26 protein-coding genes and 2 pseudogenes are annotated in these 24,634 nt (G+C 32.2%); 9 read left to right on the forward strand and 19 right to left on the reverse strand.

The features are described 5' to 3' along the window. Positions 1 to 16: 16 nt before the first annotated feature. The 3 genes from HMPREF2737_RS09960 (at position 17) to HMPREF2737_RS09970 (ending at position 3,112) form a co-directional block, all read left to right on the forward strand. On the forward strand, positions 17 to 1,591 hold the full coding sequence (locus HMPREF2737_RS09960) for a BCCT family transporter (protein WP_037551813.1): 1,575 nt from the start codon (positions 17 to 19) through the stop codon (positions 1,589 to 1,591). 273 nt (positions 1,592 to 1,864) lie between these two features. Further along, positions 1,865 to 2,083 carry a hypothetical protein gene (locus HMPREF2737_RS11915; RefSeq protein WP_229664821.1) on the forward strand — a complete coding sequence of 73 codons (219 nt, stop codon included), beginning with the start codon at positions 1,865 to 1,867 and terminating at the stop codon, positions 2,081 to 2,083. A gap of 87 nt (positions 2,084 to 2,170) precedes the next feature. After that, positions 2,171 to 3,112, forward strand: coding sequence for a ketopantoate reductase family protein (locus HMPREF2737_RS09970; RefSeq protein ID WP_016930949.1), 942 nt, complete (start codon positions 2,171 to 2,173; stop codon positions 3,110 to 3,112). Positions 3,113 to 3,328: 216 nt separating this feature from the next. On the opposite strand, the gene HMPREF2737_RS09975 is transcribed toward HMPREF2737_RS09970, so the two are convergent. The 15 genes and pseudogenes from HMPREF2737_RS09975 to lepB all read right to left on the reverse strand — a co-directional run bounded on the left by HMPREF2737_RS09975 (position 3,329) and on the right by lepB (position 16,486). Then, positions 3,329 to 4,093, reverse strand: a complete 765-nt coding sequence (locus HMPREF2737_RS09975) for an alpha/beta hydrolase (protein WP_002502244.1) — start codon at positions 4,091 to 4,093, stop codon at positions 3,329 to 3,331. Positions 4,094 to 4,117: 24 nt separating this feature from the next. Beyond that, positions 4,118 to 4,777, reverse strand: a complete 660-nt coding sequence (locus HMPREF2737_RS09980) for an ABC transporter permease (protein WP_016930948.1) — start codon at positions 4,775 to 4,777, stop codon at positions 4,118 to 4,120. Then, the gene (locus tag HMPREF2737_RS09985; protein WP_002502246.1) at positions 4,777 to 5,733 is read right to left on the reverse strand and encodes an osmoprotectant ABC transporter substrate-binding protein; all 957 of its coding nucleotides are present in this window, start codon (positions 5,731 to 5,733) and stop codon (positions 4,777 to 4,779) included. Before HMPREF2737_RS09985 ends, HMPREF2737_RS09980 begins: the two co-directional genes overlap by 1 nt. Before the next feature lie 18 nt (positions 5,734 to 5,751). Continuing rightward, positions 5,752 to 6,384: an ABC transporter permease gene (locus HMPREF2737_RS09990; RefSeq protein WP_037551815.1), complete on the reverse strand. Its 633-nt coding sequence runs from the start codon at positions 6,382 to 6,384 to the stop codon at positions 5,752 to 5,754. Further along, the gene (locus HMPREF2737_RS09995; protein ID WP_016930946.1) at positions 6,381 to 7,568 is read right to left on the reverse strand and encodes a betaine/proline/choline family ABC transporter ATP-binding protein; all 1,188 of its coding nucleotides are present in this window, start codon (positions 7,566 to 7,568) and stop codon (positions 6,381 to 6,383) included. The genes HMPREF2737_RS09990 and HMPREF2737_RS09995 overlap by 4 nt, the downstream gene beginning before the upstream one ends. A gap of 140 nt (positions 7,569 to 7,708) precedes the next feature. Then, entirely contained in the window at positions 7,709 to 8,182 is a 474-nt protein-coding gene (locus HMPREF2737_RS10000) for a thioesterase family protein (protein ID WP_016930945.1), read from the reverse strand. Between the two features lies 1 nt (position 8,183). Continuing rightward, on the reverse strand, positions 8,184 to 9,152 hold the full coding sequence (locus HMPREF2737_RS10005) for a 3-hydroxyacyl-CoA dehydrogenase NAD-binding domain-containing protein (protein WP_037551817.1): 969 nt from the start codon (positions 9,150 to 9,152) through the stop codon (positions 8,184 to 8,186). Beyond that, a complete protein-coding gene (locus HMPREF2737_RS10010; protein ID WP_037551819.1) occupies positions 9,152 to 10,036 on the reverse strand; it encodes a beta-keto acid cleavage family enzyme in 885 nt (294 codons plus the stop codon). Before HMPREF2737_RS10010 ends, HMPREF2737_RS10005 begins: the two co-directional genes overlap by 1 nt. Positions 10,037 to 10,163: 127 nt before the next feature. Next, complete coding sequence (locus HMPREF2737_RS10015) at positions 10,164 to 10,721, reverse strand: TetR/AcrR family transcriptional regulator (RefSeq protein WP_016930942.1); 558 nt, start codon at positions 10,719 to 10,721, stop codon at positions 10,164 to 10,166. A 602-nt stretch (positions 10,722 to 11,323) separates the two neighbouring features. Further along, a pseudogene (locus HMPREF2737_RS11360) lies at positions 11,324 to 11,809 on the reverse strand (FGGY-family carbohydrate kinase); the annotation flags it as partial. 348 nt (positions 11,810 to 12,157) lie between these two features. Next, complete coding sequence (locus HMPREF2737_RS10025; protein ID WP_119882037.1) at positions 12,158 to 12,700, reverse strand: GNAT family N-acetyltransferase; 543 nt, start codon at positions 12,698 to 12,700, stop codon at positions 12,158 to 12,160. Between the two features lie 209 nt (positions 12,701 to 12,909). Next, positions 12,910 to 13,014: pseudogene (locus HMPREF2737_RS12040) on the reverse strand (RimJ/RimL family protein N-acetyltransferase); the annotation flags it as partial. 181 nt (positions 13,015 to 13,195) lie between these two features. Next, positions 13,196 to 14,602: a zinc ribbon domain-containing protein gene (locus HMPREF2737_RS10035; protein WP_037551826.1), complete on the reverse strand. Its 1,407-nt coding sequence runs from the start codon at positions 14,600 to 14,602 to the stop codon at positions 13,196 to 13,198. Further along, entirely contained in the window at positions 14,602 to 15,675 is a 1,074-nt protein-coding gene (locus HMPREF2737_RS10040; RefSeq protein ID WP_037551828.1) for a zinc-ribbon domain-containing protein, read from the reverse strand. Before HMPREF2737_RS10040 ends, HMPREF2737_RS10035 begins: the two co-directional genes overlap by 1 nt. A 238-nt stretch (positions 15,676 to 15,913) precedes the next feature. Continuing rightward, positions 15,914 to 16,486 carry a signal peptidase I gene (gene lepB, locus HMPREF2737_RS10045; RefSeq protein ID WP_037551831.1) on the reverse strand — a complete coding sequence of 191 codons (573 nt, stop codon included), beginning with the start codon at positions 16,484 to 16,486 and terminating at the stop codon, positions 15,914 to 15,916. 352 nt (positions 16,487 to 16,838) lie between these two features. Between lepB and HMPREF2737_RS10050 the strand changes: the two genes are divergently transcribed. The 6 genes from HMPREF2737_RS10050 to HMPREF2737_RS11925 all read left to right on the forward strand — a co-directional run bounded on the left by HMPREF2737_RS10050 (position 16,839) and on the right by HMPREF2737_RS11925 (position 22,313). Further along, complete coding sequence (locus HMPREF2737_RS10050) at positions 16,839 to 17,246, forward strand: YxeA family protein (RefSeq protein WP_037551834.1); 408 nt, start codon at positions 16,839 to 16,841, stop codon at positions 17,244 to 17,246. 23 nt (positions 17,247 to 17,269) lie between these two features. Next, positions 17,270 to 18,028: an ABC transporter ATP-binding protein gene (locus HMPREF2737_RS10055; RefSeq protein WP_037551836.1), complete on the forward strand. Its 759-nt coding sequence runs from the start codon at positions 17,270 to 17,272 to the stop codon at positions 18,026 to 18,028. Beyond that, positions 18,018 to 19,901 carry an FtsX-like permease family protein gene (locus tag HMPREF2737_RS10060; protein WP_037551837.1) on the forward strand — a complete coding sequence of 628 codons (1,884 nt, stop codon included), beginning with the start codon at positions 18,018 to 18,020 and terminating at the stop codon, positions 19,899 to 19,901. The genes HMPREF2737_RS10055 and HMPREF2737_RS10060 overlap by 11 nt, the downstream gene beginning before the upstream one ends. Positions 19,902 to 19,928: 27 nt before the next feature. Beyond that, the gene (locus HMPREF2737_RS10065; RefSeq protein WP_037551839.1) at positions 19,929 to 20,123 is read left to right on the forward strand and encodes a VraH family peptide resistance protein; all 195 of its coding nucleotides are present in this window, start codon (positions 19,929 to 19,931) and stop codon (positions 20,121 to 20,123) included. A 424-nt stretch (positions 20,124 to 20,547) separates the two neighbouring features. Next, complete coding sequence (locus HMPREF2737_RS11920) at positions 20,548 to 21,753, forward strand: hypothetical protein (protein WP_229664822.1); 1,206 nt, start codon at positions 20,548 to 20,550, stop codon at positions 21,751 to 21,753. After that, entirely contained in the window at positions 21,747 to 22,313 is a 567-nt protein-coding gene (locus HMPREF2737_RS11925; protein WP_229664823.1) for a Spy0128 family protein, read from the forward strand. Before HMPREF2737_RS11920 ends, HMPREF2737_RS11925 begins: the two co-directional genes overlap by 7 nt. A 56-nt stretch (positions 22,314 to 22,369) precedes the next feature. Here HMPREF2737_RS11925 and HMPREF2737_RS10075 read toward each other — a convergent pair whose 3' ends face one another. The 4 genes from HMPREF2737_RS10075 to HMPREF2737_RS10090 all read right to left on the reverse strand — a co-directional run bounded on the left by HMPREF2737_RS10075 (position 22,370) and on the right by HMPREF2737_RS10090 (position 24,481). Continuing rightward, on the reverse strand, positions 22,370 to 22,942 hold the full coding sequence (locus tag HMPREF2737_RS10075) for a helix-turn-helix domain-containing protein (RefSeq protein ID WP_037551841.1): 573 nt from the start codon (positions 22,940 to 22,942) through the stop codon (positions 22,370 to 22,372). Between the two features lie 257 nt (positions 22,943 to 23,199). Then, positions 23,200 to 23,739, reverse strand: coding sequence for a TetR/AcrR family transcriptional regulator (locus tag HMPREF2737_RS10080; protein ID WP_037551843.1), 540 nt, complete (start codon positions 23,737 to 23,739; stop codon positions 23,200 to 23,202). Next, positions 23,702 to 24,100, reverse strand: coding sequence for a DUF3147 family protein (locus HMPREF2737_RS10085; protein ID WP_037551846.1), 399 nt, complete (start codon positions 24,098 to 24,100; stop codon positions 23,702 to 23,704). The genes HMPREF2737_RS10080 and HMPREF2737_RS10085 overlap by 38 nt, the downstream gene beginning before the upstream one ends. Before the next feature lie 18 nt (positions 24,101 to 24,118). After that, a complete protein-coding gene (locus tag HMPREF2737_RS10090) occupies positions 24,119 to 24,481 on the reverse strand; it encodes a DUF3147 family protein (protein WP_037551848.1) in 363 nt (120 codons plus the stop codon). Positions 24,482 to 24,634 lie beyond the last annotated feature (153 nt).

A 24,634-nucleotide genomic window follows, 5' to 3' on the forward strand; every position in this document is an offset into this window, starting at 1 on the left:
GAAAGGAGTTAAATACATGGAAAACAAATCTAAACAGTTTTCAAATGTATTTATTTTTGCTTCAGTTACTGTAGGGTTACTGGTAATTATTGGAGCCATCTTCCCTAATCAATTTGGTTCAATTTCAGGATCAATCGGAAGTTTTATTACAGAAACATTCGGTTGGTACTATATGTTACTTATTAGTATTATTCTGATATTTTGTATCACTCTTATTTTTCATCCAATTGGAAAGCTTAAATTAGGAAAACCTGATGATAAACCAGAATTTAATACTATTTCATGGCTAACAATGCTATTTAGTGCAGGTATGGGTATTGGACTTGTATTCTATGGATCTTCTGAGCCCATTTCACATTATCTATCTCCACCAACAGCGAGTAAAGAAACAGAAGCTGCTCTAGCTGAAGCTATGCGTTCAAGTTTCTTACATTATGGACTACATCCTTGGGCAGTTTACGGTATTGTTGCTTTGGCTCTTGCATATACACAGTTTAGAAAAAATGACTTAGGACTCATTTCTCGTACATTACGTCCTATTTTCGGAAATAAAGTAGAAGGTCCATTAGGTACTGTTATAGATGTTCTAGCTGTTTTTGCTACTATTATTGGCGTGGCAGTGTCACTTGGTGTTGGCGCCATGCAAATTAACGGTGGTTTAAATTATTTATTTGGAGTGCCAAACAATAAGCTTATTCAAGGCATTATTATTCTTATTGTTACAGTTTTATTCTTACTTAGTGCTTGGAGTGGCTTAAGCAAAGGTATTCAGTATTTAAGTAATTTAAATATGCTTTTAGCTGCGATGTTACTTATTATTATTCTAATTGTAGGTCCTACAATTTTAATTATGAATATGTTTACATCCTCAATTGGTGAATATTTGAATACACTTATTTTTAATAGCTTTGATGTTGCTCCACTTAACTCACAAAAACATGAATGGTTACAGTCATGGACGATTTATTATTGGGGCTGGTGGATGAGTTGGTCACCATTTGTAGGTATCTTCATCGCACGTATTTCAAAAGGTCGTTCGATTCGTGAATTCGTTATAGCAGTATTAGGTGTTCCTACAATTATTAGTATGTTATGGTTTACAGCCTTTGGTATTACTGGTATTGAAATTGGTAAGCAATCTAAACACATCTTTAGTATGCCACCTGAAACACAATTATTTGGTATTTTCAATGAAATGCCTATGGGTACAATTTTATCGTTTATCGCTATTATCTTAGTAGGCTCGTTCTTTATTACATCCGCAGACTCAGCTACATTTGTATTAGGTATGCAAACATCATTTGGACGTTTAAATCCATCCGGTTTTGTTAAGATTGTTTGGGGAGTCATGTTATCAGCGATTGCCTACGTACTTTTACTATCTGGTGGATCGACAGGTCTAGATGCTCTGCAATCAGCTGCTATTATTTCAGCATTACCATTTAGTTTTGTTGTTATTTTAATGATGATTTCATTTTTCAAAGATGCAAATCAAGAAAGAAAATTCTTAGGTTTAACCTTACAACCTGATCATCAACGTAAAAAGAACTATATTAAAAATAACACAAACCAACAATCTAAAATTAAATAGGACAAAACCTGAGACATTATTAAATGTCTCAGGTTTTATATATTGATGGTAGTCGATGATTAAAATGTAGCTAAAATTTATGCTAAAAAATATTTAAATTCTGGACGAGAACAAAGTGGATTTTATATTGATAAAAATGCAACAAATAATGAAGCTTATTTTGTTAATTTTAAAAACGGAACAGTTGCTGGGCCTGCATTAACACAAACAATTAAGGTTAATAAATATCGTGGAGAAGTCATAGATAGTTATACTAATGCAACTGATGAAGAAATGAAACAATTTAATAAAGCTAAAGAACAAAAGTATGGTCAAAATCAAGAAGACAATAATCAAATTACTAATGAAAATCAAGAAGAAACAAACACCAAAAATCAATCATCGGAAGATAAAGAAGGTACGGAATCTAATCATAATGATGATAATGTGCAAGAAGAATCATCGTCTTCTGAGGATCAACAAGCACAAGACAAATCATCAGAAAATGATTAGTAGCTTAAATCTATGTAATTTAGACTATATTTTTAACATATTTTAGTGGAAATAGATAGAATACAAGAAAAATAAGGAGTGTTAAGTATGGCTAATAAAATTGCAATTGCTGGGGCGGGTGCAATGGGAAGTCGTATTGGTACTTACCTAAAACAAAGTGGACAAGATGTTACATTAATAGATTACTGGAAAGATCATGTTCATCGAATAAATGAAAAAGGAGTAGAAGTTCAAACTGAACATGATACTTATACTGTTGAAATGCATGCCACATTCCCTGAAGAGGTCAATCAAACCTATGATATTATCGTACTTTTAACAAAATCAATGCAATCTGAACAAATGATGCAAATTTTAAAAGAGCAGGGAGCAATTAGCGAGGATACTGCCATCTTATGTATGATGAATGGTTTAGGCCATGACGAACGTCTATCACAATTCGTTCCAAAATCACAAATTTTCTTAGCCGTAACAATGTGGACAGCTGGATTACGTGGTCCAGGTCAATTGCTATTAGAAGGTGAAGGTTCAATTGACTTTCAACGTGCTGATGGTAAAAAAGACCCACGTACTCAAGAAATTGCAGATATCTTAAATCAAGCTCATTTAAATGCCACTATCAGTAATGATGTATTTAAAGCAATATGGTCTAAAGCCACGCTTAACAGTGTTTTAAATCCACTGTGCACGATATTAGATAAAACAATCGGTGAATTGGGCGCTTATGATCATTCTAGAGCAATGATACGCCCAATCATTGAAGAAATTGTCGACGTAGCACATGCTAAAAATGTAGATATTCATATTAACGACTTAATCTCGAAAATTGAAGCAGCTTATCCTGATCATGCACAAGGTTTACACTATCCTTCAATGCATCAAGATTATAATCATGGTCGTTTAACTGAAATAGATTACTTAAATGGTCAAATTGTGAACTATGGTAAATCATTAGGTATCGCAACTCCTAATAATGAACTGATTACTCATCTCATTCATCAATTAGAAATGAAGTTAAATAAACGTTAATATGAAATAATGTAAAATTAAACTATACTTTTTTGTGAATTATTTGAAAGAATTGGTATTTTTTTGATAAAACTCAATTGTTGTCATTGCCCTAAATAATATATATATTGATTTTTAAATTAACTTGTAAATGAATAATCAATATTAAATCTTTCTATATAAGAATAAAATAATAAGACCACTAGTCAAAATTGTTAGACTAATGGTCTTATTATTTTATATATTATTTGTAAATATTTTAATTACTTTTTCAATAGCTTTATCCCAAAATGCATAATCATGTTTTCCTGAGCTCTTTATAAAGTCATACTGTACATTTTTTTTATCTAAATAGTTAATAAAATCTAAGTTACCTTTATAAAGTTCATCTTCTGTACCACACATAATTAATAACTCTGGCAAATCAATATTTTTCTCTATAGCTTTATCAACGAGATGATAAGGATCAAAATTACTACCAACTATCTCCTTATCCGTTCCAACTATAGACTCTGGTGAAAAATCATACCATTTGTATTTTTTAAGCATAGAAACGTCGAATGCAGCAGATAAAGGAGCAGCTTTAGAAAACAACTGACTTTGTGTTAATGCAAATTTAATTGTTCCATATCCTCCCATTGAATGCCCTGCAATAAAATTATCTTCTCTTTTTTTAGACAACGGTAAAATCTGGTGTACATAATTGTAAACTTCTAAAATGTAATCATAATAACTGTGTCCAAAAGCCATATTCGTATAAAAACTGTGATCTGCATTAGGCATTATAATCGCTAATTGATATTCATTAGCATAGCGTTCTATACTTGTATATCTCATATACGAATGAGTGTCGCTAGATAGTCCATGAAATAACATCATTGTTTTAAGTTTTTTTGTTTCGTTCGCTGAATCAAAATAACTGTCATCTTCAGGTAAAATAACATTTAAAGATTGATGCATTCCAAGCGTTTTTGATAAATAATTCATCTGGATTAAAGCCATATTATCTACTCCTTAAATACTTTATTAATTATTCGTTTGTGTAGCTGGATCTAATTTTTTCTCTGCTAGACGTAAAATAATATCTATAAGGATTACTATCACAACAATGGGTAATGCACCAGCCAAGATAAATAGTGTGCCATCAGTAGCATTCGTACCACGAATAACGACATCACCAAGTGAAGGCGCTCCAATGAACGAACCAACAGCAACAACACCTATTGCAACTACTAGTGCAATACGTATGCCTCCAATAATTACTGATAAAGAAAGTGGTAACTCAATCATACGTAAGACTTGATTACGTGTCATTCCCATTCCTTTTCCAGCATCTTTAATATTGATATCCACTTCATTAATACCAGTATACGTATTTTTTATAATAGGAAGAAGTGCATATAAGAAAACAGTGAAAATAACAGTATTAATACCTAGTCCTATTACTAACATTAAAATTGCTAACATAGCAATTACAGGCACTGTTTGAATAATGTTAGCTAATGTAATAATAATTCCAGACAACTTACCAAACCTTGCAATAAGTATTCCAAGAGGTATACCGATAATAGCAGCAAATAATACTCCATATATTGACATTAAGAAGTGATTAATAAATAACTCCCATAGATAACCAAAATTTGTTTGATAATAATGTATTAGTTGTTCGAATAAATTACCTTCCATTAGTTTTGAACACCTTTCTGTTTAGAGTCATTTTCATCGTCAAAGTAATTATGTTTTTTTAAGAAATCTTCTGCTACTGTTGCTGGTTCTTTACCTTTTCCATCTGCTTGATAGTTTAGTTCTTGCATTTGTTCAGTTGAAATTTTACCTTCCAATTTTTTTATAATTGGTTTTAATTCTGGTTTTTCTTTTAATAATTGATCAGTCGCTAAAGGACTTGCATCATATGGTGGAAAGAAATGTTTATCATCTTTAAGTACTTTCAAATCATATGCCGCTATACGACCATCAGTAGAATAACCTACTGCTACATCTAAATTACCAGAATGTAATGCATCATAAACCAAGCCAATTTGCATAGGTCTTACTGTTTTAAAATCGATACCATATTCTTTTTTAAATCCCGAATAGCCATCACCTTTACGACTTTCCCAAGAACTATCCATACCTACCCTTAATTTATTTGCATGTTTTTTCAAATCAGAGACTGTTTCTAAATGATATTTTTTTGCTGTTTCTTTCGTTACCATCAAAGCGTAAGTATTTGCAAAACCATATGAATTAAAGAATGTTTGATGATATTTATCTTTAAAGCCTTTTTGTGTTGCCTTCATTGCTTTGTTAGGGTCTTTAATTGGATCTTCCCCTAATGCCCCTGTTAAATCAGTACCTGTATAACGTGTACCAGACATATTTGCTTGATCACTTGTAATAGCATTATGCTGAATAACACTTGATCCTAAGTTATTAATTAAAGTAGGTTGTATTTTATTATTTGTATCATGTTCAATTAAAATTCTTAACATATGTGAAATGATTTGAGATTCACTTGTGCCTAAAGATGTAATTCTAACATCGTCATCTGAATTACTATTTTTTAAACCTGGTAAACTACATCCAGACAACACAGTTAGACATAGTACAAAAACTGCAATATATTTTTTATAATATTTCATAATGTCCTCCTTTATTGTTTATCTGGAAACTTTAAGTCCTTTCGGAACTATCCACTTTTCAATTTGAGCTAAAATTAAATCTACAATTAGTGCAAGTACAGTTACTAAAATAGTACCTACGATAATCATCATTGGCTCATATAAAGCTAAACCATTGAAAATCAAGTCACCTAGTCCTCCAGCACCAACATAACTTGCTAAAGCTGCCCAGCTAATTACATATACTGAAGATAAACGGATACCACTTAAAATCATTGGTAAAGCTAATGGTAATTCGACATCTTTCATCAATTGAAAATTTGTCATACCCATACTACGTCCTGCTTCTTTTACATTGCTATCAATATTTTGGACACCTAAAATTGTATTATTTAAAATTGGTAATAATACGTAAATAAATAATGCAATAATTGCTGTTGTTTTACCCACACCAAAAAGTGGAATCATTAAAGCTAAAATTGCTAAAGTTGGAATTGTTTGTAAGATTCCAGCTACAGTTAAAGAAATCTTCGATAACTTTTCTCTTTTTGATAGTAGAATCCCCAAAGGAATAGCAACAATCATAGCAAGTAATAACGCTACTACTGATATATACAGATGCTCAAAAGTTTTATTAACTAATATGCCACCATTGTCTATTAAATAACTCATACTTTATCCGCCCCTATTTCTTTAGGCTCGACAATGCCTTCATCTTCATTTATTGTTTCTTCTTCAATTTCACCCCAAAGTGTATCGTATACGATATCTACTAAGTTAGATCGAGTTACTAATCCGATTAGAGTTTTACCATCTGTATCAACAATGGGTACATTTCTTACATTACGTTTTAAAATTGTACGTACAGTATCTTGTAATTTACTATCAACTTTAACGCGATAAATATCTCGCTGCATTGTATCAATAAGTTCTTTCATTTGACGTAGTCCTTGATTAATATCTTCAATATCTAAATATCCAAGTAAATGATGTTTATTATCAATTACAAAAACTGTGTCTACTCGTCGGTTTCTCATAATATTAACTGCATCATTTAATGACTCATCAATATGTACAGTGACTGGTGTAATCATTGCATCTTTTACTGTTCGTACATTTGGTCTATCTTGAATCAAACGATTCTGACCAATAAAATCTTTAACAAAATCGTTAGCTGGATGACGTAAAATATTATCTGGTGTATCATATTGAATTACTTTACCTTCAGACATAATACAAATTTTATCTGCTAATTTAATTGCTTCATCCATATCATGTGTAACAAAAATGAATGTTTTTCCTAGTTGTTTTTGTAATTTTTTCACTAAATCTTGTAATGTGTCTCTGGTAATTGGATCTAATGCACCAAATGGCTCATCCATTAAAATAATATCTTGCTCAGCTGCCAAGGCACGTACTACACCAATACGTTGTTGTTGTCCACCAGATAATTGTGAAGGATATCTATCTAAATATTCTTCAGGCAAATCTGCAAGTTTAATCAACTCTTTTGCTTTTCTGTCTTTTTTCTCTTGCGACCATTTTAATAGTTTAGGTACAAGTACAATATTTTCTTTAACTGTCATATGAGGCATTAGACCAATTTGTTGAATCACATAACCAATATTTCTTCTTAATTCTACTGCATTGATATCTTTAATATTCTTACCATTAATTGTAATCTCACCATCTGATGATTCGATCATTCTATTAATCATTCTTAATGCGGTTGTTTTACCACTCCCACTTGTTCCTATGAAAGCAACAAAATCTCCTGATTCAATATCAATGTTCATATTATCTACTGCTTTTTTCCCACCTGCATAGACTTTTGATAAGTTTCTAATACTTAACATATATCCAGTCCTCTCTTTTTTTATATTTATTACAAACTGAGGACTTAAAGTGTATGTTATACAAAGTTTACTAAGTAAAAACAAGGCACATTAAGTCCTCAATATTTCAATCATTCAATTATTAACTACTAAATTAGCCTCTATTTTCTTCTATTAATTCCTATTCGATGTCCTAATTGTTTAGGTCTTTCATTAATAGGGATTGTATTAAAATATAACTCTATAGATTCTAATATTTGTTCAGGAAAAGGTGCTGATCTATTTGTATTTATATCTATTCCCATCAACATAACTTCATATATGGCGCTACATATATCATCCTTATTAAACATTTCCATATAAACGTGTACACGTTTACTATCGTAATCATAAAGATGTACTTTTACCTGAATATTTTCGTCTTCTTTCATTTCTTTTAAAAATGTTATATGATTTTCTAATGTGAAAATTGTATACTGCAATCTTTGAATTGTTTCTTGATTAAGACCAATTAATGCTAACCATGCATCTGTTGCATCACTAAAAACACGGTTGTATTCAGCATCATTCATATGTCCGTTATAATCAACCCATTCTTTTTTTACATTTGTTTGGTAAATATAATGTTCTGACATATTAATTTACCACTTGATGTTTTTTAGATTTTTTCATTGAATCTGTATCTTCTGGCCAATATTCTTCTGCGAGTTGTTTTACTTTAATCAAGAATTCATTACGTTTTTGATCAAGTTCTGACATTGTATATCCTTGTGATGTCGCTTCACTACCGCTCACTACTTTTTCGTAAAGATCCTCTGTCAATTCTGGCGCAATTAACTTAGTCCATGGTTTTTTCAATGCAGGACCAAATTGTTTAAGCATGTGTCTCATACCACCTTCGCCACCTGCAAGATGAAATGTCATGAATGGTCCATATTGTGCATAACGTAAACCAGCTGCATGCGTAAATGCTTTATCTACTTCTTCTGTTGTCGCAATACCATCATTAACAATATGTAGAGATTCTCTCCATAATGCCTCCATTAGACGATCTGCAATATGTCCTTCAATTTCATTTCTTACATGGAGGACATCCATGCCAATATTCTCATAAATTTCCTCAGCTTTAATAATCGTTTCTTTTGAAGTACTTTGACCTGGTACAATCTCAACAAGAGGTAAGATATATACTGGATGGAAAGGATGTGCTACTACTAAACGTTCAGGATTCTTTAAATTTTTTTGCAATTCAGTTGGTATAATACCAGATGTACTTGAACCAATAATAGCAGACGGTTTCGCATAAAAATCAATTTCTTTTAAAACAGAATCTTTAATAGATTCTACTTCCGGAACATTTTCTTGAATAAGGTCTGCATCTTTAACTGCTGCATTCAAATCTGTAGTAAAGCTTAAATTATCTAGTGATGCATTCTTAGTTAACCCCATTTTTTTAGCATAAGGCCAGTTTTGTTTAACTTGTGTTAGCATTCTTTCATAGGCACCTTCGCTAGGATCTGTAGCAACGACTTCATGCCCATGAGCGAGTATTCTTGTTATCCAGCCACTACCAATTACGCCTGTTCCAACTACTGCGAACTTCATTATTTACCTCCTTGATTATTTTTAAGATTAAGTTTCTCTCTTGCTTCTGCAGGTGTTAATGGGACTAAATCATATTCTTTCATTATTTTCTTAGCTTCTTCAACTAATGCTTCGTTTGTTGCTTTAACACCTTTTGAAATATACAAGTTATCTTCAAGACCAACACGAATATTTCCACCGCGTTTAGCAACTTCTCTAACTGTCGGTAATTGCATTCTACCAATACCGAATGCAGACCATTGTGCATCTTCAGGGATTCTTGAAATAAGATAGTCTAACGTTTGACCATCATTTTCAGCACCCCAAGGTATACCTAAACAAAATTGGAACATAGGTTGTTCGACTAAGCCTTCTTTAACAAGTTGCTTTGCAAAACTGACATGACCTGTATCAAAACATTCAAGTTCTGGTTGTACACCTGCATCTTTAATCATTTGCGCTTGTTCTCTCAGCCATGAAGCGGGACTAATATATATCGAATCCCCCATATTAACACTGCCACAATCAAGCGTACACATTTCTGGTAATGTGTCTCCTACTGGTCTGTGACGCTCTTTAGGTGTTTGAATCCAGGTTCCTTCACCGCCTGTTTCTGGGTGTTCTTGACTTGGAATAAAGTCGCCACCGCCACCAGCTGTTACATTAATAATAATATCTTCTTCTGCTTCTCTAATGAGTCTTACAGTTTCACTATACAGTTCTGGATCATGACTCACCCCGCCTGTTTTAGGGTCTCTAACATGAATATGTGCTACTGTTGCTCCAGCTTTTGCACACTTAATTGCTGAATCAGCAAGTTCTTGTGGTGTTACTGGAACATTTTCATTTTTGTCAATTGTATCTCCAGCGCCTGTAATTGCTGCAGTTAATAACACTTTTTTCAAGATAAGCACTCCTTTATACTTTAAATACGTTACAAACTATACCAACTGGTCGGTAAAGTTTCAACCGTAGCATAAAAAAATAAGCTGAAAAGTTTCAATCTCACCTAACAGCTTAAAACCTGAAAATTTATTTTTTTTCTTTATTAATACCTACTTCTACGTTTTCTTTTAACCGATTTATTACTCTTTCACGCATTGATTCATCAATTGCACTTATTCCAAAAACTTCTGATAACCATAAACCGTCAACAGCTAACCTAATGATTGTTGCATCTATTTCATCTAGACCGTCATTAACAATTTGAGATTGCCAATCTTCATATAAAGATTTTAATGGTAAGAGTAGCGCTTTATTTGAACCTTGTGCAGCAAGCATTGCAGAAGTAATAGGCGCATTTTCAACACGATGCTCTTTCGTTGCTTCAATAAACGCATTTAACCATTGTCCTTGTTTACAATGTGTATTATCAATATGACTATTTACATTTTCTCGATATAATTCATTAGCATAATTGACAAGTTCTTTTATTAGACCTTCTCTATTTTTAACATGATAAAGCAAACCACCCTTGCTTATACTTGCTTCTTTTGCTACTGCATCTAATGTTAAATAGTCAGTACCTTGTCTATTTACTATATTAGCTGCAGATTCTAAAATATACTGTTTCTTAGATTTCCTCGTCATCAATTCACCCTCTTCCAATTAAAATCAATATTGTTTACATAATACTCTTAAATAGATAGAGATTATTATATTATATAAATTATTTTAAAAAAAGTTTTACGTTCTAATCTTTTTAACTATATTAAAAATGATTACACTTAAAAAATGTATAAAGTATGTGAGAATAAGACAAAGAATTCAAAATGCATTCTTCTTCCTATCCCAACTGTGTATGTAACCTAATTTATATTGAATATAAACTTCTTTTACGAAAGTCCTAGCTCTATGACTTAAATCAAATTGAACTTAAATTTTTTAACCTTTTGTATTGATTGTATAAGAGTAGAAGTGAAAAACTTAATATAAGTGTATTTTCTTTCATTTTAATTATTGATTATCTTTGTAAACAATCATTTAAAATGCTTTATGTCAAGTAGATAAGTAAATAATTAAAAGATACTATTAAATTCAACTAATTTCTCATCTTTAAATTTCATTTTCATATTCTTCTCTCAATAAACTATCTGAGAATTCCCCAGGTAATCCTAAAAATTGTCGATTTTGTTTAGTTAAATCGTTAGTCACAATAATTTACTTTCTCCCTTTGCTTATTTGTGATTTCTTTAAAGTTGTTCGTTAGCAAGACGTTCTATAGGAAGACCTTTTTTAAAACGTTCAATATAACGATTAAAGCTTTCTATTTCTTTTTTCATTTGGTTCAATTTTGATAGAATCAGTATCTTTAAAAGCAATTTCATTAAGATAACTAGATAAATTTACATAGTTTTCTGCTACAAGATATTTAGCTAAAACAGCAATCCCCCATGCTCCACCCTCACTAGCAGTTTGCATAACACTAACGGGACTTTGCATTGCTGCTGCCAAAAATGTTTGAGCAACTTTTTTGGTTTTGAATATACCTCCGTGTCCATATATTGAATTAATTTCAATATCTTCATTCTTTTTAATAAATCAATACCAATTTTTAATGTACTAAATGCACTATATATGTGAGTCTTCATTACATTAGCTAAATTGAATGAACTATCTATCGATCATACTAACATAGGATAACCCTGTTGAACCTCTGTAATAAATTCTCCGGAAATTATCACTTTTAAACTTAAATGTTGTAATATTATAATTTATACCCCATAACTGACTCCATCTTTACAATAGTTTTTATTGTGTTATCCTACACTTGGAATATTCTTAATCTAACATAAAAATTTTAACCACTTTTCAATTTATTCTGGAGCGTAAATTGAAAGTGGTTTTTTTAATTTATTATATATATAGTTTTACTAAACAATAAGCTTAAAAATAGAAAGAGATAACTCTATTCTCTATTATATTCGGAATGAATCTATAAGTGGATATCATACGTTTATTGATTACTTAAAAAATTATTATAAAATCATCTTGTAAATAAATTTGAATATATATTTACAATAGAATTAATCATCATATTCTTCCCGGAGTAAACTATACACATAACTATCTGAGAATTCCCCTTGTAAACGTTCATCACTTCTCAATATACCCTCTTGTGTGAATCCAAGTCTTGTTGGTATAGCTCGGCTTTTCTTATTTTTAGTAGACATTCGTATTTCGATTCGGTTAATATCATATTCTTCATATACATATTGAATAAGTGCTTTAGTGCATCTAGTCATAATACCTTTCTTTTGAAAGTCTTCAGCTAAATAATAACCAATCGAAGTTGTTTTATTAACTAAGTCTAAATAGTGCAATCCTATGACCCCAATCAGTTCTTTATTACTCCATATTCCACAATGAAATCCATTACCATCGATAAATTGTTGCAACGCTGAATGGATAAAGTGTTTACTATCTTCCACCTTCTTTGTATGTTCGACAAAAGGTAGAAATTCTGCTAAGTAGTTACGATTGCTATCTACTAATTTAAATAACTGTTCTGCTTCTCGTTCTTCTAATATCTTTAATTTAATATCTTTATCTACTTGATAACCAAAAATCATAACTATCCCGCCTATGTATTTAATTATTAATAAATCTCAAAGAAAAACCGCTACTAAAGTGGATATGGAAATCCATCTCCTCATCAGTGCGGTTTCTAAATGTCATACTTCAAGCCATCACCACGAGTGAACTGTTCTAGTGCCGACTGAATAAACTTCTTACTGTGCGTAACTTCCGTTGTATATTCTACAAATGGCAAGAACTCGCCTAAATAATCCCGATTCGCATCAACTAATTTGAAAAGTTGCTCCGCTTCACGTTCTTCTAATATCTTCAACGTCACATGTTCATTCACTTGATAACCAAACATCATATCTATCGCCTCTAGTTTAAATTTTCAAATTATTCGGTAAATTAAATATATAGTAACATAAATTGATTTAATTAATATAAAAGCTCATAAATTATTATGCTTCAAAAATCCTTAAAAATTAAGGCTGAGCAATTAAATTCAATCGCTCAACCTCATTATGATAATAACTATTCATTTATTAATAACCAGAACCGACTTCTTCACCATCTTCATCGTATTCAGTTACATAACCATCGTCAGTGTCAACGGTATATGATCCGGCTAAATCTCCGTCTTTGTCAGTAAATGAGAAGCCCCATTTACCATCATCTGTTTTTTCTGGTTCTTTGTATGTGTAAGTATCCGTATCTAACGTATGACCTTCGTATGATTCTACTTTATCAATGACGTTATCACGTGTCACTTCGCCTGAACTTGAATCAGAATCATCGCTATCACTATCATACTCAGCATCCATTTTGTCATCGATATACTTATCAATCTCATCATCATCAAACGTAACTGTGACATCTGTTACGTCATTATCGTCTTCCCCAGAACTAGTCACATTAACAGAATCTGATTTGAACGTTTTACCTTCATAAGTACCTTGTGCATAAACGGTTACTTCTTCATCAGGGTCATATGGTCCAAATGTTTCAGAAGATGATTCACTTCCGATTTCTTTATCATTCGCGTATATTTTCACATTGTTTAACATATAGCCGCCATCAACGCTGACTGTGAAACGTTTTTGTTTAAATGATTCATAAGCAGTAGCATCATCACTCATGTTAATCATTAACGCACCTTTGAATTTCTTACCATCGATGTCTTTTGTTGCTTTTAAATTGTAATCACCGATTGGGAACGTACCTAACGTTTTTTCGTCATTTTCCGTAACCGTTGTCGTACGCTTTTTATCATTATATTCGTAAGTAATATCTCCACTACTACTTGGATAAATGCTCACTGATTTTTGTGGAACATTGAATGAATAATTATCAAAAAATAGGAATTTCTTGCCATCCTTTGAAATATTTAACACACTATTTCCATTAGCATCTACAGATAAATTATTATAACGATTATCTTTAATTTCTTTCGCGCTTTGTTCTACGTTACTACCGACATTATTTAAGTCATCTTCTGTTTTGATGTAATTTAAATATGCGCGTGCTTCTTGTTTGCTTAATTTTTGGTCATTTTGAGTTGTAACTTCTTTGGCTAATGCCTTTTCGTCATCTTTCTTGATTGCTTGTGCAATATTAGATGCTTGCTTTTCCGGAGAAAATTGATTTTTTAATACTGAAAATGCAAGAATCAAAGCAATTAGCAATACAGCTATAACTGCAATAATAATCCAAGTCTTTTTATTATCGCCTTTACGTGGTTGTTGATCATGTCTGTCGGTATAACCGTTTTGATTATGGTTATTATACCCTTGATATTGATACTGCTCATGCTTATCTTGTCGACTTTGGTTGTGATGATCTTGCTGTGTGTTAGAGTGATTTGTTTTAGATTGCTGAACGGGTTTCCCACAATTTGTACATACCTTCACACCTTCGCGAAGAGGTTGACCGCAATTACTACAATATTTCATTAGTAAATCGAACTCCCATCAAATAGATTATTGAACTCACTGATTAAGTTTCCAAAGATTTGGTTAAATAAAGATTCACCGAAAATAATCACAAATAAGAAGAACACAATAATGTAAATGATCACACCGTAAAAACTTGAAAAGCGAGTATGATGATTTGCACTATATTTGGCAATCATGTAAACACCTGAAACAACGATTAATAAAATGGATAGTATAAATAATGCGCCACCAAAGCTAAAAGAATTAGCGAACATTAAAATAAGTGCAATCAATAGTACTGCGACTGAAACACTATTAATAAGTACAAAATCTGACAATACTTTTTTAAATGTAATTGGCTGTCTAACTACTAAGTGCGTAATACCATATGTTGCTCCCACTATCACTGCTAGGAATAAAATGATACCTAAAACAACAGAAAAGATAATTTGGCTTTTCGGTGTTTCAAACATTCCAACTGATGAAGGAATTACAATAGCAAGTAACAGTGCTACGACTAATAAACCGACAATGATTAAAGAAAATAACAATTTAAAACTAAATGCTTGTTGGCTTTTTAGTACTTGATCAGGTGAAGCGAAAGCACTTTTAAAGAAACCTTTACTTTCTTCTGTCACTTCTTTTGCATGGTCACTAAATTGGCTTGTTTGTTGTGGTTGTTGATGATTTGAATATGACTGATCGTATTGTGGTTGATTGTGATATGTATGTGATGCATTGTTGTGAGGTTGTTGGTGCTGATTTGATTGAGGTTGATGCATTTGATGTTGTTGTGTCGATGTAGTATGTTCAGGTACATGCTGATGATCTCGCACTTTACCATCTTCATTAGGATGTTTATCCTGTTTCGATTCGTTTGTTCTTGATAAATAATCACTTTGATTTGATGTCGTTTCGTTACCTTCACCTAATGATCCAGTTGAATCGTGTCGTCTACCATTAGCTTCAGCATTAGAGATATCTTTTTCAGCAGAATTAATAGTATGAGACTGTCTATCTATTTTATGGCCACACTCTCCACAAAATAAATCGTTAGGTTCGATAGCATTTCCACAATTTGGACATTGCATAGGAATCCCTCCAATTTTATTATTTTTTAAATCTTCAAAAAGTATATCATTTTTTTTGTGTTGCTTTCTATATTATTTTAAACTTTTTATCAAAATAATTATATATTTTAAAAAGCATTATTTAGATGTGCGTATTTAATATAATAATATAAATATTGACTTGACTAAACTGAAATAAAAAAACGATGAAATCTAAGACTCCACCGCCAATAAAATTTTAATTATTTAATTGTTTTTTCTAAAATGTGCCTGGGTTAAAACCAGCTTCCCATTTATTAAATGGCCAATATCTTAAAACAACTTTACCTACAAGTTGGTCTTTATCTACTAAACCAACTTCACCAAAACGGCTATCTACACTATTTTGTCTATTATCACCTAAAACTAAATACTTATCTTTAGGGATTTTATTTTTGCCATTTGCACCGTTCACTTGGCTTGTTTTAAATGTACCTGTCAAATACTTACCTTGTTTATGCTTCTTATTATAATCTAAATAAGGCTCTGATACCTTTTTGTCATTAACATATAATTGATCACCTTTATACTCAACTTTATCACCTGGCATACCAATCACACGCTTAATAAAATCACGTTGTGCATCTTCATGGAAGACAACGACATCACCATTATCAATGTGGTTCAATGTTTTCGAAATCTTACTAACTATCACTTTATTTCTATCTTGGAAAGTTGGATACATCGATGAACCTGATACTGTGTATGATGTTCCAATAAACTTTAATACAATACCTACAATTAAGAGTGCGCCACCAATGGCTACAATCCATTCAATTATCTCTTTTTTCAATTAAATCCCGCCTATCATCTTTTATAAACACAACTTACTTTATCACAAATATATTGCAAAGTCGTTTCACTCATCTTTAAAAAGCGTAACGTTAATCAATTTACTTCGTTTTGAAATTTAAGCTCATCAAGAAAATCATCCTCAATGTGCTTATTGATAGCTTCATCGTAACAAACCTCTCACAAGATTACTATTCAAGTTATCACATTTAAGAATGCCTTCTTACTTACATTTTCAAAAAATAATCCAATCTTTCATATTCGTAAGAAATGGCATCGACTTTGTAAGGTTAGATAAAGGCAGTACTGACGCAACCCTTCTACAATTATAAGTGTAATAGAAACAAGGAGTGATGATATTGAAAACCTTAAGAAATATATTCATTGCAATTGCCGTCATTGCAATTATTGTTATCGGAGGATTGTTTGGATTAAATGCTTATTCCAATCAACATCCTAACAATCGCTCAATCAATGACTGGAACAAGCTCAATCCTTTAGCCCAAACATATGAATATTACGTTAAGACTCAGAAACCATCTAAAGTGGAAGTCGTTGATAAAGAAAAAGACTTCTATATCTATCATTACAATCAAACTAGTTACACGAAAGATGGCAAATCTAAAAAAATTGAATACACAGCATCCAAAAAATTAAAACAAAATCATTACTTAGTTGTACGCGAAAAATCTCACACAATTCTGTCATACGAAGAAGTTAAAAAATCAGAAATTCCAACTAAAGCAAAAGAAAAATTATAAATCAAACAAGGAGTGCAATCGACATGCCAATTTTAAACGTCAATCATTTATCAAAAGTATATGGAAATAAGCAAAAGTATAAAGCCCTAAACGACATCAACTTTTCAGTAGATAAAGGAGAATTCGTTGCCATAATGGGACCTTCAGGTTCAGGTAAGACTACCCTCCTCAATGTCATTAGTTCCATCGATAGTATTTCTGGAGGAACTGTAGAAGTAAGTGGCAATGAAGTTAATCAACTCAAAGATAAGCAATTAGCACAATTTCGTAAGAAAGAACTTGGATTTATCTTCCAAGATTATAGCGTCTTACCTACCTTAACCGTTAAAGAAAATATTATGTTGCCACTATCCGTTCAAAAAGTAAGTAAAGATGAGATGGAACAAAATTATAAAGAAGTCACTGAAGCACTCGGTATTTATGAGTTAAGCGATAAATATCCAAGCGAAATATCAGGTGGTCAGCAACAACGTACCGCTGCCGCACGTGCATTCGTTCATAAACCGTCTATCATCTTTGCCGATGAACCAACAGGAGCTCTTGATTCGAAAAGCGCACAAGACTTACTTAACCGTCTAGAAGATATGAATGAGCGATTCAATAGCACGATAATCATGGTAACTCATGACCCATCTGCAGCGAGTTTTGCACAGCGTGTCATTATGTTAAAAGATGGCAATATTCATTCAGAAATCCATCAAGAAGATAAATCTAAACGTGAATTTTATGATGAAATCATTCAATTACAGTCAGCCTTAGGTGGTGTCGCAAATGACGTTTAATCAAATTACACTCAAAAACTTAAAAAGTAATTTTAAAAATTATGCACTGTATCTTTTTTCACTCATTTTTAGTATTATTTTATACTTTAGCTTTGTCACTTTGCAGTACACACATAGTATTAATAATGGTGATTCTCCAAAAGTAATCCAAGAAGGTGCTAAAGTAGGCGCAGTTTTCCTATTTATTACAATTATTATTTTCTTAATGTATGCGAACCAATTATTTATTAAACGTAGAACACGAGAATTTGCGCTATTTCAACTTATCGGACTAACACGACAAAACATTTTAAGAATGCTAGCTATTGAACAGTTCACATTCTTTGTTATTACTGGCATCATAGGTATTGTAATTGGTATTGTAGGCTCTGAAATTCTACTCAATATTTTAGTGAAGATGATGCATTTGAAAGTAGGTGTCTTAATCGGATTTGAATTTCCTGCATTGATTCAAACAATTGTGATGCTTGTACTAGCATTTATCTTGATTATGTTCCAGAACTTTCTTTTCCTAAAAAGAAGAACCATTCTGTCAATGATGAAAGATAGTACTAAATCAGAAGCTACTAAAGCTAAAATTACCGTTCCTGAACTTATTGCCGGTATTCTAGGCATTATCATGATCATCTTTGGGTATTATATTTCCACTGAGATGTTTGGTAAGTTCGAAGCTTTAACAATGGTCTTGATCACACCTTTCTTAATTCTGTTTCTAACCGTTGTGGGGGCTTATCTATTCTTTAGAAGTTCAGTATCTATCATATTTAAATCACTGAAAAAATCTAAACATGGACGCATTTCAATTACAGATGTCGTATTTACTTCATCAATTATGCATCGCATGAAGAAAAATGCGATGTCACTAACAATTATTGCTATTATTTCAGCAGTGACAGTAACTATTCTATGTTTTGGTGCAATTAGCAAAGCAAATACAGATTATATGATTCAAGTATCCTCACCTCAAGATGTTAACTTTGCTAAAGCGCAATCAGCTCAAAAGTATGAAAAACTATTAAAACAAAATCATATTCAATATGACACGAAAACTTTTGAAGGTAGTAATACGAAATTATTTAAAAATGATGCCTTAAAAAGTAAAACAAACGAAGGTATGCAAAATGCTGGTATCGTTGTTATGCCAGATAAAAATATTAATGGTAACCATGCTACTATTACTAACCTACAAGGACCACTTTCTGGCATTGTAAGTGTTCATACGAGTGAAGATATGACACTTCAAGGTCAACAAAAAATGACATTAAACGTGAATAAAAAGGATGACAATGAGGTAATTCCGTCGACCGTTTCTATAGGAGGTCCTGTCTTAAAAGTAAGTCCAGATAATTTCAATAAATTGAAAATGAAGGACCAACTAATGCATCATTACGGTTTTAATATCACAGATCATAAAGACCTCTCTAAAGCGGAAAAACTAGCTCAGAAAGTAAGTGCAAATGTTGAATTAAAAAATAACACGAAGAAAATGCTAGATGAAAGTAACGGTATTCTAATGTTTGTCACATCATTCTTAGGATTAGCGTTTCTCATCGCAGCGGGATGTATTATCTATATTAAACAAATGGATGAAACCGAAGATGAAATTAACAATTATCGCATATTAAGACGTATCGGCTTCACACACACGGATATGACGAAAGGTCTAGCATTAAAGATTCTATTCAACTTCGGTTTACCTTTAATCATCGCATTATTACACGCACTATTTGCTGCAATGGTATTTATGAAACTATTGGGAGAATACTCTCCAACACCGATTATCATTGTGATGATTGTTTATTCACTTGTTTACCTTATCTTTGCAACAATCTCATTTATCCATGCAAATCGAATTGTAAGACACTCTATTTAATAATTGAAAAGAAAGGACGTTGTTTAAATGAATATTAAAGAATTAATTCGCAAATCTTACGAGGATTTATTAAGTTTGAAAGTCGATTGGTTTAACGGTCTTATGTTAGTACTTATCGTCTTCATCTTAAGTGGCATTGCGACACCATTTATTGGAGTACCAGTAGGCTTACTTGGTGGTGGTTATATTCTAAAACGTTATGAAGAAAAGACTAATAACTAATATTGAAAATCAAAGCATTTAGAACAAATATATTAAAGGACTACATTGCAAATAGACTGAGTTAACTGAGCTGAGAAAGTGCTTTAAATCAAGCGATTCTCAGCTCTATTCATACATACGGGGTTTGGGGCCCCAACATAGAAAATTTCACAAAGAAATTCTACAAGCTAAGCAAGTTGGGGTTCGGGGCCCCAACACAAAGAAATTCTACAAGCTAAGCAGGTTAGGGTAAGATAGAATTCAAAGGAATTCTATCCTACCCCTTTTTCATTTTATTTTATATATTTTATAATTAAATTGACAGAAATATTTTATTCATCTAAGAAAGGACATCAAGTTATGCAACAAAAAAACAAAGTATCGCTTCTCTATTCGAAAGTTTTCAATAGGAACATTCTCCATATTATTAGATGCCTTTTTATTTATGGACTTTCAAGATGTAGCTCATGCAAGTGGATTACATAATAGTACGTCAACAACGGACACGGCTTCCAATCAACAATCTTTTGAAAAGAAAGTCAATAATTCAACACATGAAGACGTACAAAATGCAGCTTTACCATCTCAATCTATTCCCCTGAAAAATTTAGAAAATACAACAAAAACAGAAACGCAACCACAAACAACTAGTAAGACAACACACTCAGGTAACGAAAATGCAAATGCACAAACCATTGCCGCTTCATCTCAATTAGAGAAGACAACAACACATACGTGTTCACGTCGTTCTGCAACGTCAGCAATTGCTTCAGAAGGCGTTCTAGAGGACACAACGACAACTGCAACACCTAATATGGATGATGCCAATGGTGCATCTTTTAAAAGTAGAGATGTTGTCACTCCACAACCTATAGATTCAAATACTATCCCAACACCAAACGTCGTATTTGAAAAAAGTACTGATCCAAATCAATTTACATTTGAGATAACAGATCTTAAAGAATTTAATGCTACATATCAAACTAAATATTACTATCGTTTATCTAAACCCTACGACGACTCTAATGACGTAACGATTAAGTTAGTTAACGGTGAGACAAATTCTGTAGTGGAAACGAAACAAATCAATTCACCTGGTACAGTATTCTTTGGTGAAAATTCTTTAGAAAGAGCAGTAGCTGCTCGTGATCCTCAAAAAGCTAAATATGGCTATATTAATTTTACTTTTTTAAAAGAGAACAAAATTAATAAATTAGGCATTACTGATGACTATGAAGAAACAAGCGTAGTTGTTCAAAGTATTAAGGTATATGACGGTATTACTGGACAAGACGTTACAAACTTATTTGATATTATAGATGAGAATGGTGTCATCACAGCTACATCTAAAGAAAGTCTAGTTAAAGATCATGTGTTAGATAATGCGCAAATTCCATTTGGGCGTTACTACAAATTAGATATTATCGGGGTCATTAAAGACAGTGCCAAAGCAAACAAGAACATCACTAACGTAGCGAACCAATCTGTTCAGTTCTTTAACCCAGCCAAAGGTGGCAATGAAGTACCACCTCCTAAACCATCAGAAAAACGTGTAAACAAAGTAAAACCAGTACCAGTAAACTTTGAATTCAAAGTGACTAAGAAATTGGAGGGTGGTCAACTTAAGGTGGAGATTACACATTTATCTTAACGGATTTAAACAATACTGATCATCCAGTACAATCAGCAACAAATGATGCGAATGGTAAAGTGAATTTCTTACCAATTAAATTCAATAAAGTAGGCACTTACGTTTACCGAATCAGTGAACAAGTGAGAACAGATTCAAATATTGCTTATGATACAATATCTATCAAAGCAACAGTGGTAGTTACTGAAAATCCAGAAACAGATAATTTACAAGCAGCTGTAACTTACAACAGTTCAGGCGGTAAATCCGATGGAGTAAATGATACTGAATTTAACAACACTGTTGAACCACCAGTACCACCAACGCCAAACAAACCACCACATAATCCGCCTAAAACACCGGGTCAACCTCCAGTTAACCCACCAGGCAACCCACCTGAAAAACCAGGTGTGCCACCGATACATCATGTGCCACCAACACCTAAACAACCAAATCAACCGAAACACCTACCAAATACTGGTAGCGACGACGCTAATATGAATAAATCATTATTAGCAACAATGTTTGCAGGTTTAGGTAGCGTATTATTAATTGGTAGAAGAAGATTACGCAATAAATAATCACTTATAATTACTAAAGGCCTATGAAGCATTGCGTTTCATAGCCATTTAAATTGTTATGGTAAAAATTTAAATGATAGATAAATACTCAACCAGCATATGATTACAAATGCGCCTACTACAAAGATAAATGATAAGATACTCGTAATGAAATTGCGTGTTTTAGTAGTCTGAACTTCATTAGGATCTTGACCATTCATAAAAGCTACGATTCGATCGTAATTATCCATGCCGTGTTTATATTTAATTTTATCTATCCTTGTAGAACTATAAAAACCTATAGAAAAAATGACATAGGTTATCGCAACACCCCACCAACTTAAATAAAATAAAAGCGGTCCTATTAAAACACATGCTAATAACGTCCAAATTAGCATCATCCACGTCCAAAAATCCATGTCTTTTTTAATTTCTTCATGTTCCATACGTTTCACGTCTCCTTTGACAAGATCATCTAATGAAACATTAAATAAGTTACACATCATTAATAAATTATGGATATCTGGATAGCTTCTTTCATTCTCCCAATTAGAAATCGTTTGTCTCGAAACATATAATTTCTCAGCTAGGTACTCTTGAGAATAATTTTCTTTTTCTCTATATTTCCGAATTTGTTGACCGATTTCCATCACCCATAACTCCTTAACCATTTAGATTAATCTTGCCTAGATTAGAAGCAAGATAGACATTAATAGTTGTATCTCACTTCAACTCCATAGAAACGTTTCTTCATATAAAAAACTACCAAATTTCTTTGTCATTCGCATCTTTTTCATTGTCAAAGTCCTTTTACATGCTGATTTATCAGTATTTATAAGACTTCCCGACGTCTAAAAAAGGAACTGCGCTATTTATTTAAACGCAGTTCCTTTTGTTAATTAAGATATTATTGATTAAAAGATTTTAAGATAACGTCTAGCATTTTTTCAATATATGCTTCATCAAGTGTTTCCGGTTTAATTAAAATATTGAAATAAATTGGTGAGAAAATCATATCTATAAATAAATCTTGATCCTCTTCTTTTATGTGATGTGCTATGATTGATTTCAATAATTTTCGATTACTTTTAAAATAACCCTTCATAAACAACTCACGTGCTTCAACTTGTTGATTACTAATTAATATTTCAATAACCGCACGCCCTAAATTCGTTTTATAAATTTCCATTATTTTAATTAAGAATTGATACAACCCCGTGTGTAGATCTTTATTTTCATTTTCAAAAATCTGTGTTCTACTCACGAACATATCTACAATAATTGAAGATTTATCTTTCCAACGTCGATATATTGTAGCTTTAGACACACCTGTGTTTTCAGAAATTTGATCGATGGTGATGTCTCTAAAATGTGTCGTAGCCAACATTCGATCTAATTCATTAAAAATTTTATGATTGATTGTCGGATCTTTCGGTCTTCCAGCCATGTTTTCCCCTTCTTAAATGCGTAATAAATTCAACCGCTTCAAAAATAATTACTGCACTTACAAACCATGCAATAAATCCAATAACAATACTAAGTAGCCATTGATTTGTAAAATATAGCATCGCCCATGTTGCTAGTATACTAATAAGTACGCCCGTCATGCCAAAAACTGCACCTCTACTTACGTGCTTAGCAATAACATCGCCATGTTGCATTCCTGTGATAAACAATGAAACCAAGAATACTGCAGGTAATGTAGCAAACACACCCCCGAGTTCTTTCCAAGGTAAAATAACAGAGATAATATAACTCAGCGTAACTGCAAGTCCCCCAACCAAGAATTTAATTAATGCTAATTTCATTACAAAAGCCTCCAATGATTAATTCATATGTCTAACAACAAATATACCTAGAGAAATTACAAGCCAACATATTAATGCAAATCCTGTTCCTCTTTTATAATCTCTTTTACTAATATAAAGAGACGTTAAAAAGACTGTTATGATGCACGATATAATTCCAATAATGGCACCAGAACTAAGATGAATTGACATTTGAACTAATTGTTTGCCACGATGATCTATCGCAAGGGCTATAATTGCAGCTAAGTAGACTGCCGGCATAGTAGCGATAATGCCACCCATTTTACCACCGACCTTCTCAGCCATTATAGATGCAATCGCCACTGCAAGACCTCCAATAACAAAATGAAGAATAGCACTAGAAATGGATATTCCGAACACAATAAACCCTTCTTCTTTAATTATTAAACGATACGTTTCGTTTAATAATATTGTAAATCTATTTATTAGCTATGTAAACAGCACTTTGTAATAAAAATGAATGCTATATGAACATAAAAAGGCTCTATAATAAATTGGACTGATGACTAAAAA

The sequence above is a fragment of the Staphylococcus sp. HMSC069D12 genome (genome assembly GCF_001810405.1).
Classification (GTDB): Bacteria; Bacillota; Bacilli; order Staphylococcales; family Staphylococcaceae; genus Staphylococcus; species Staphylococcus haemolyticus.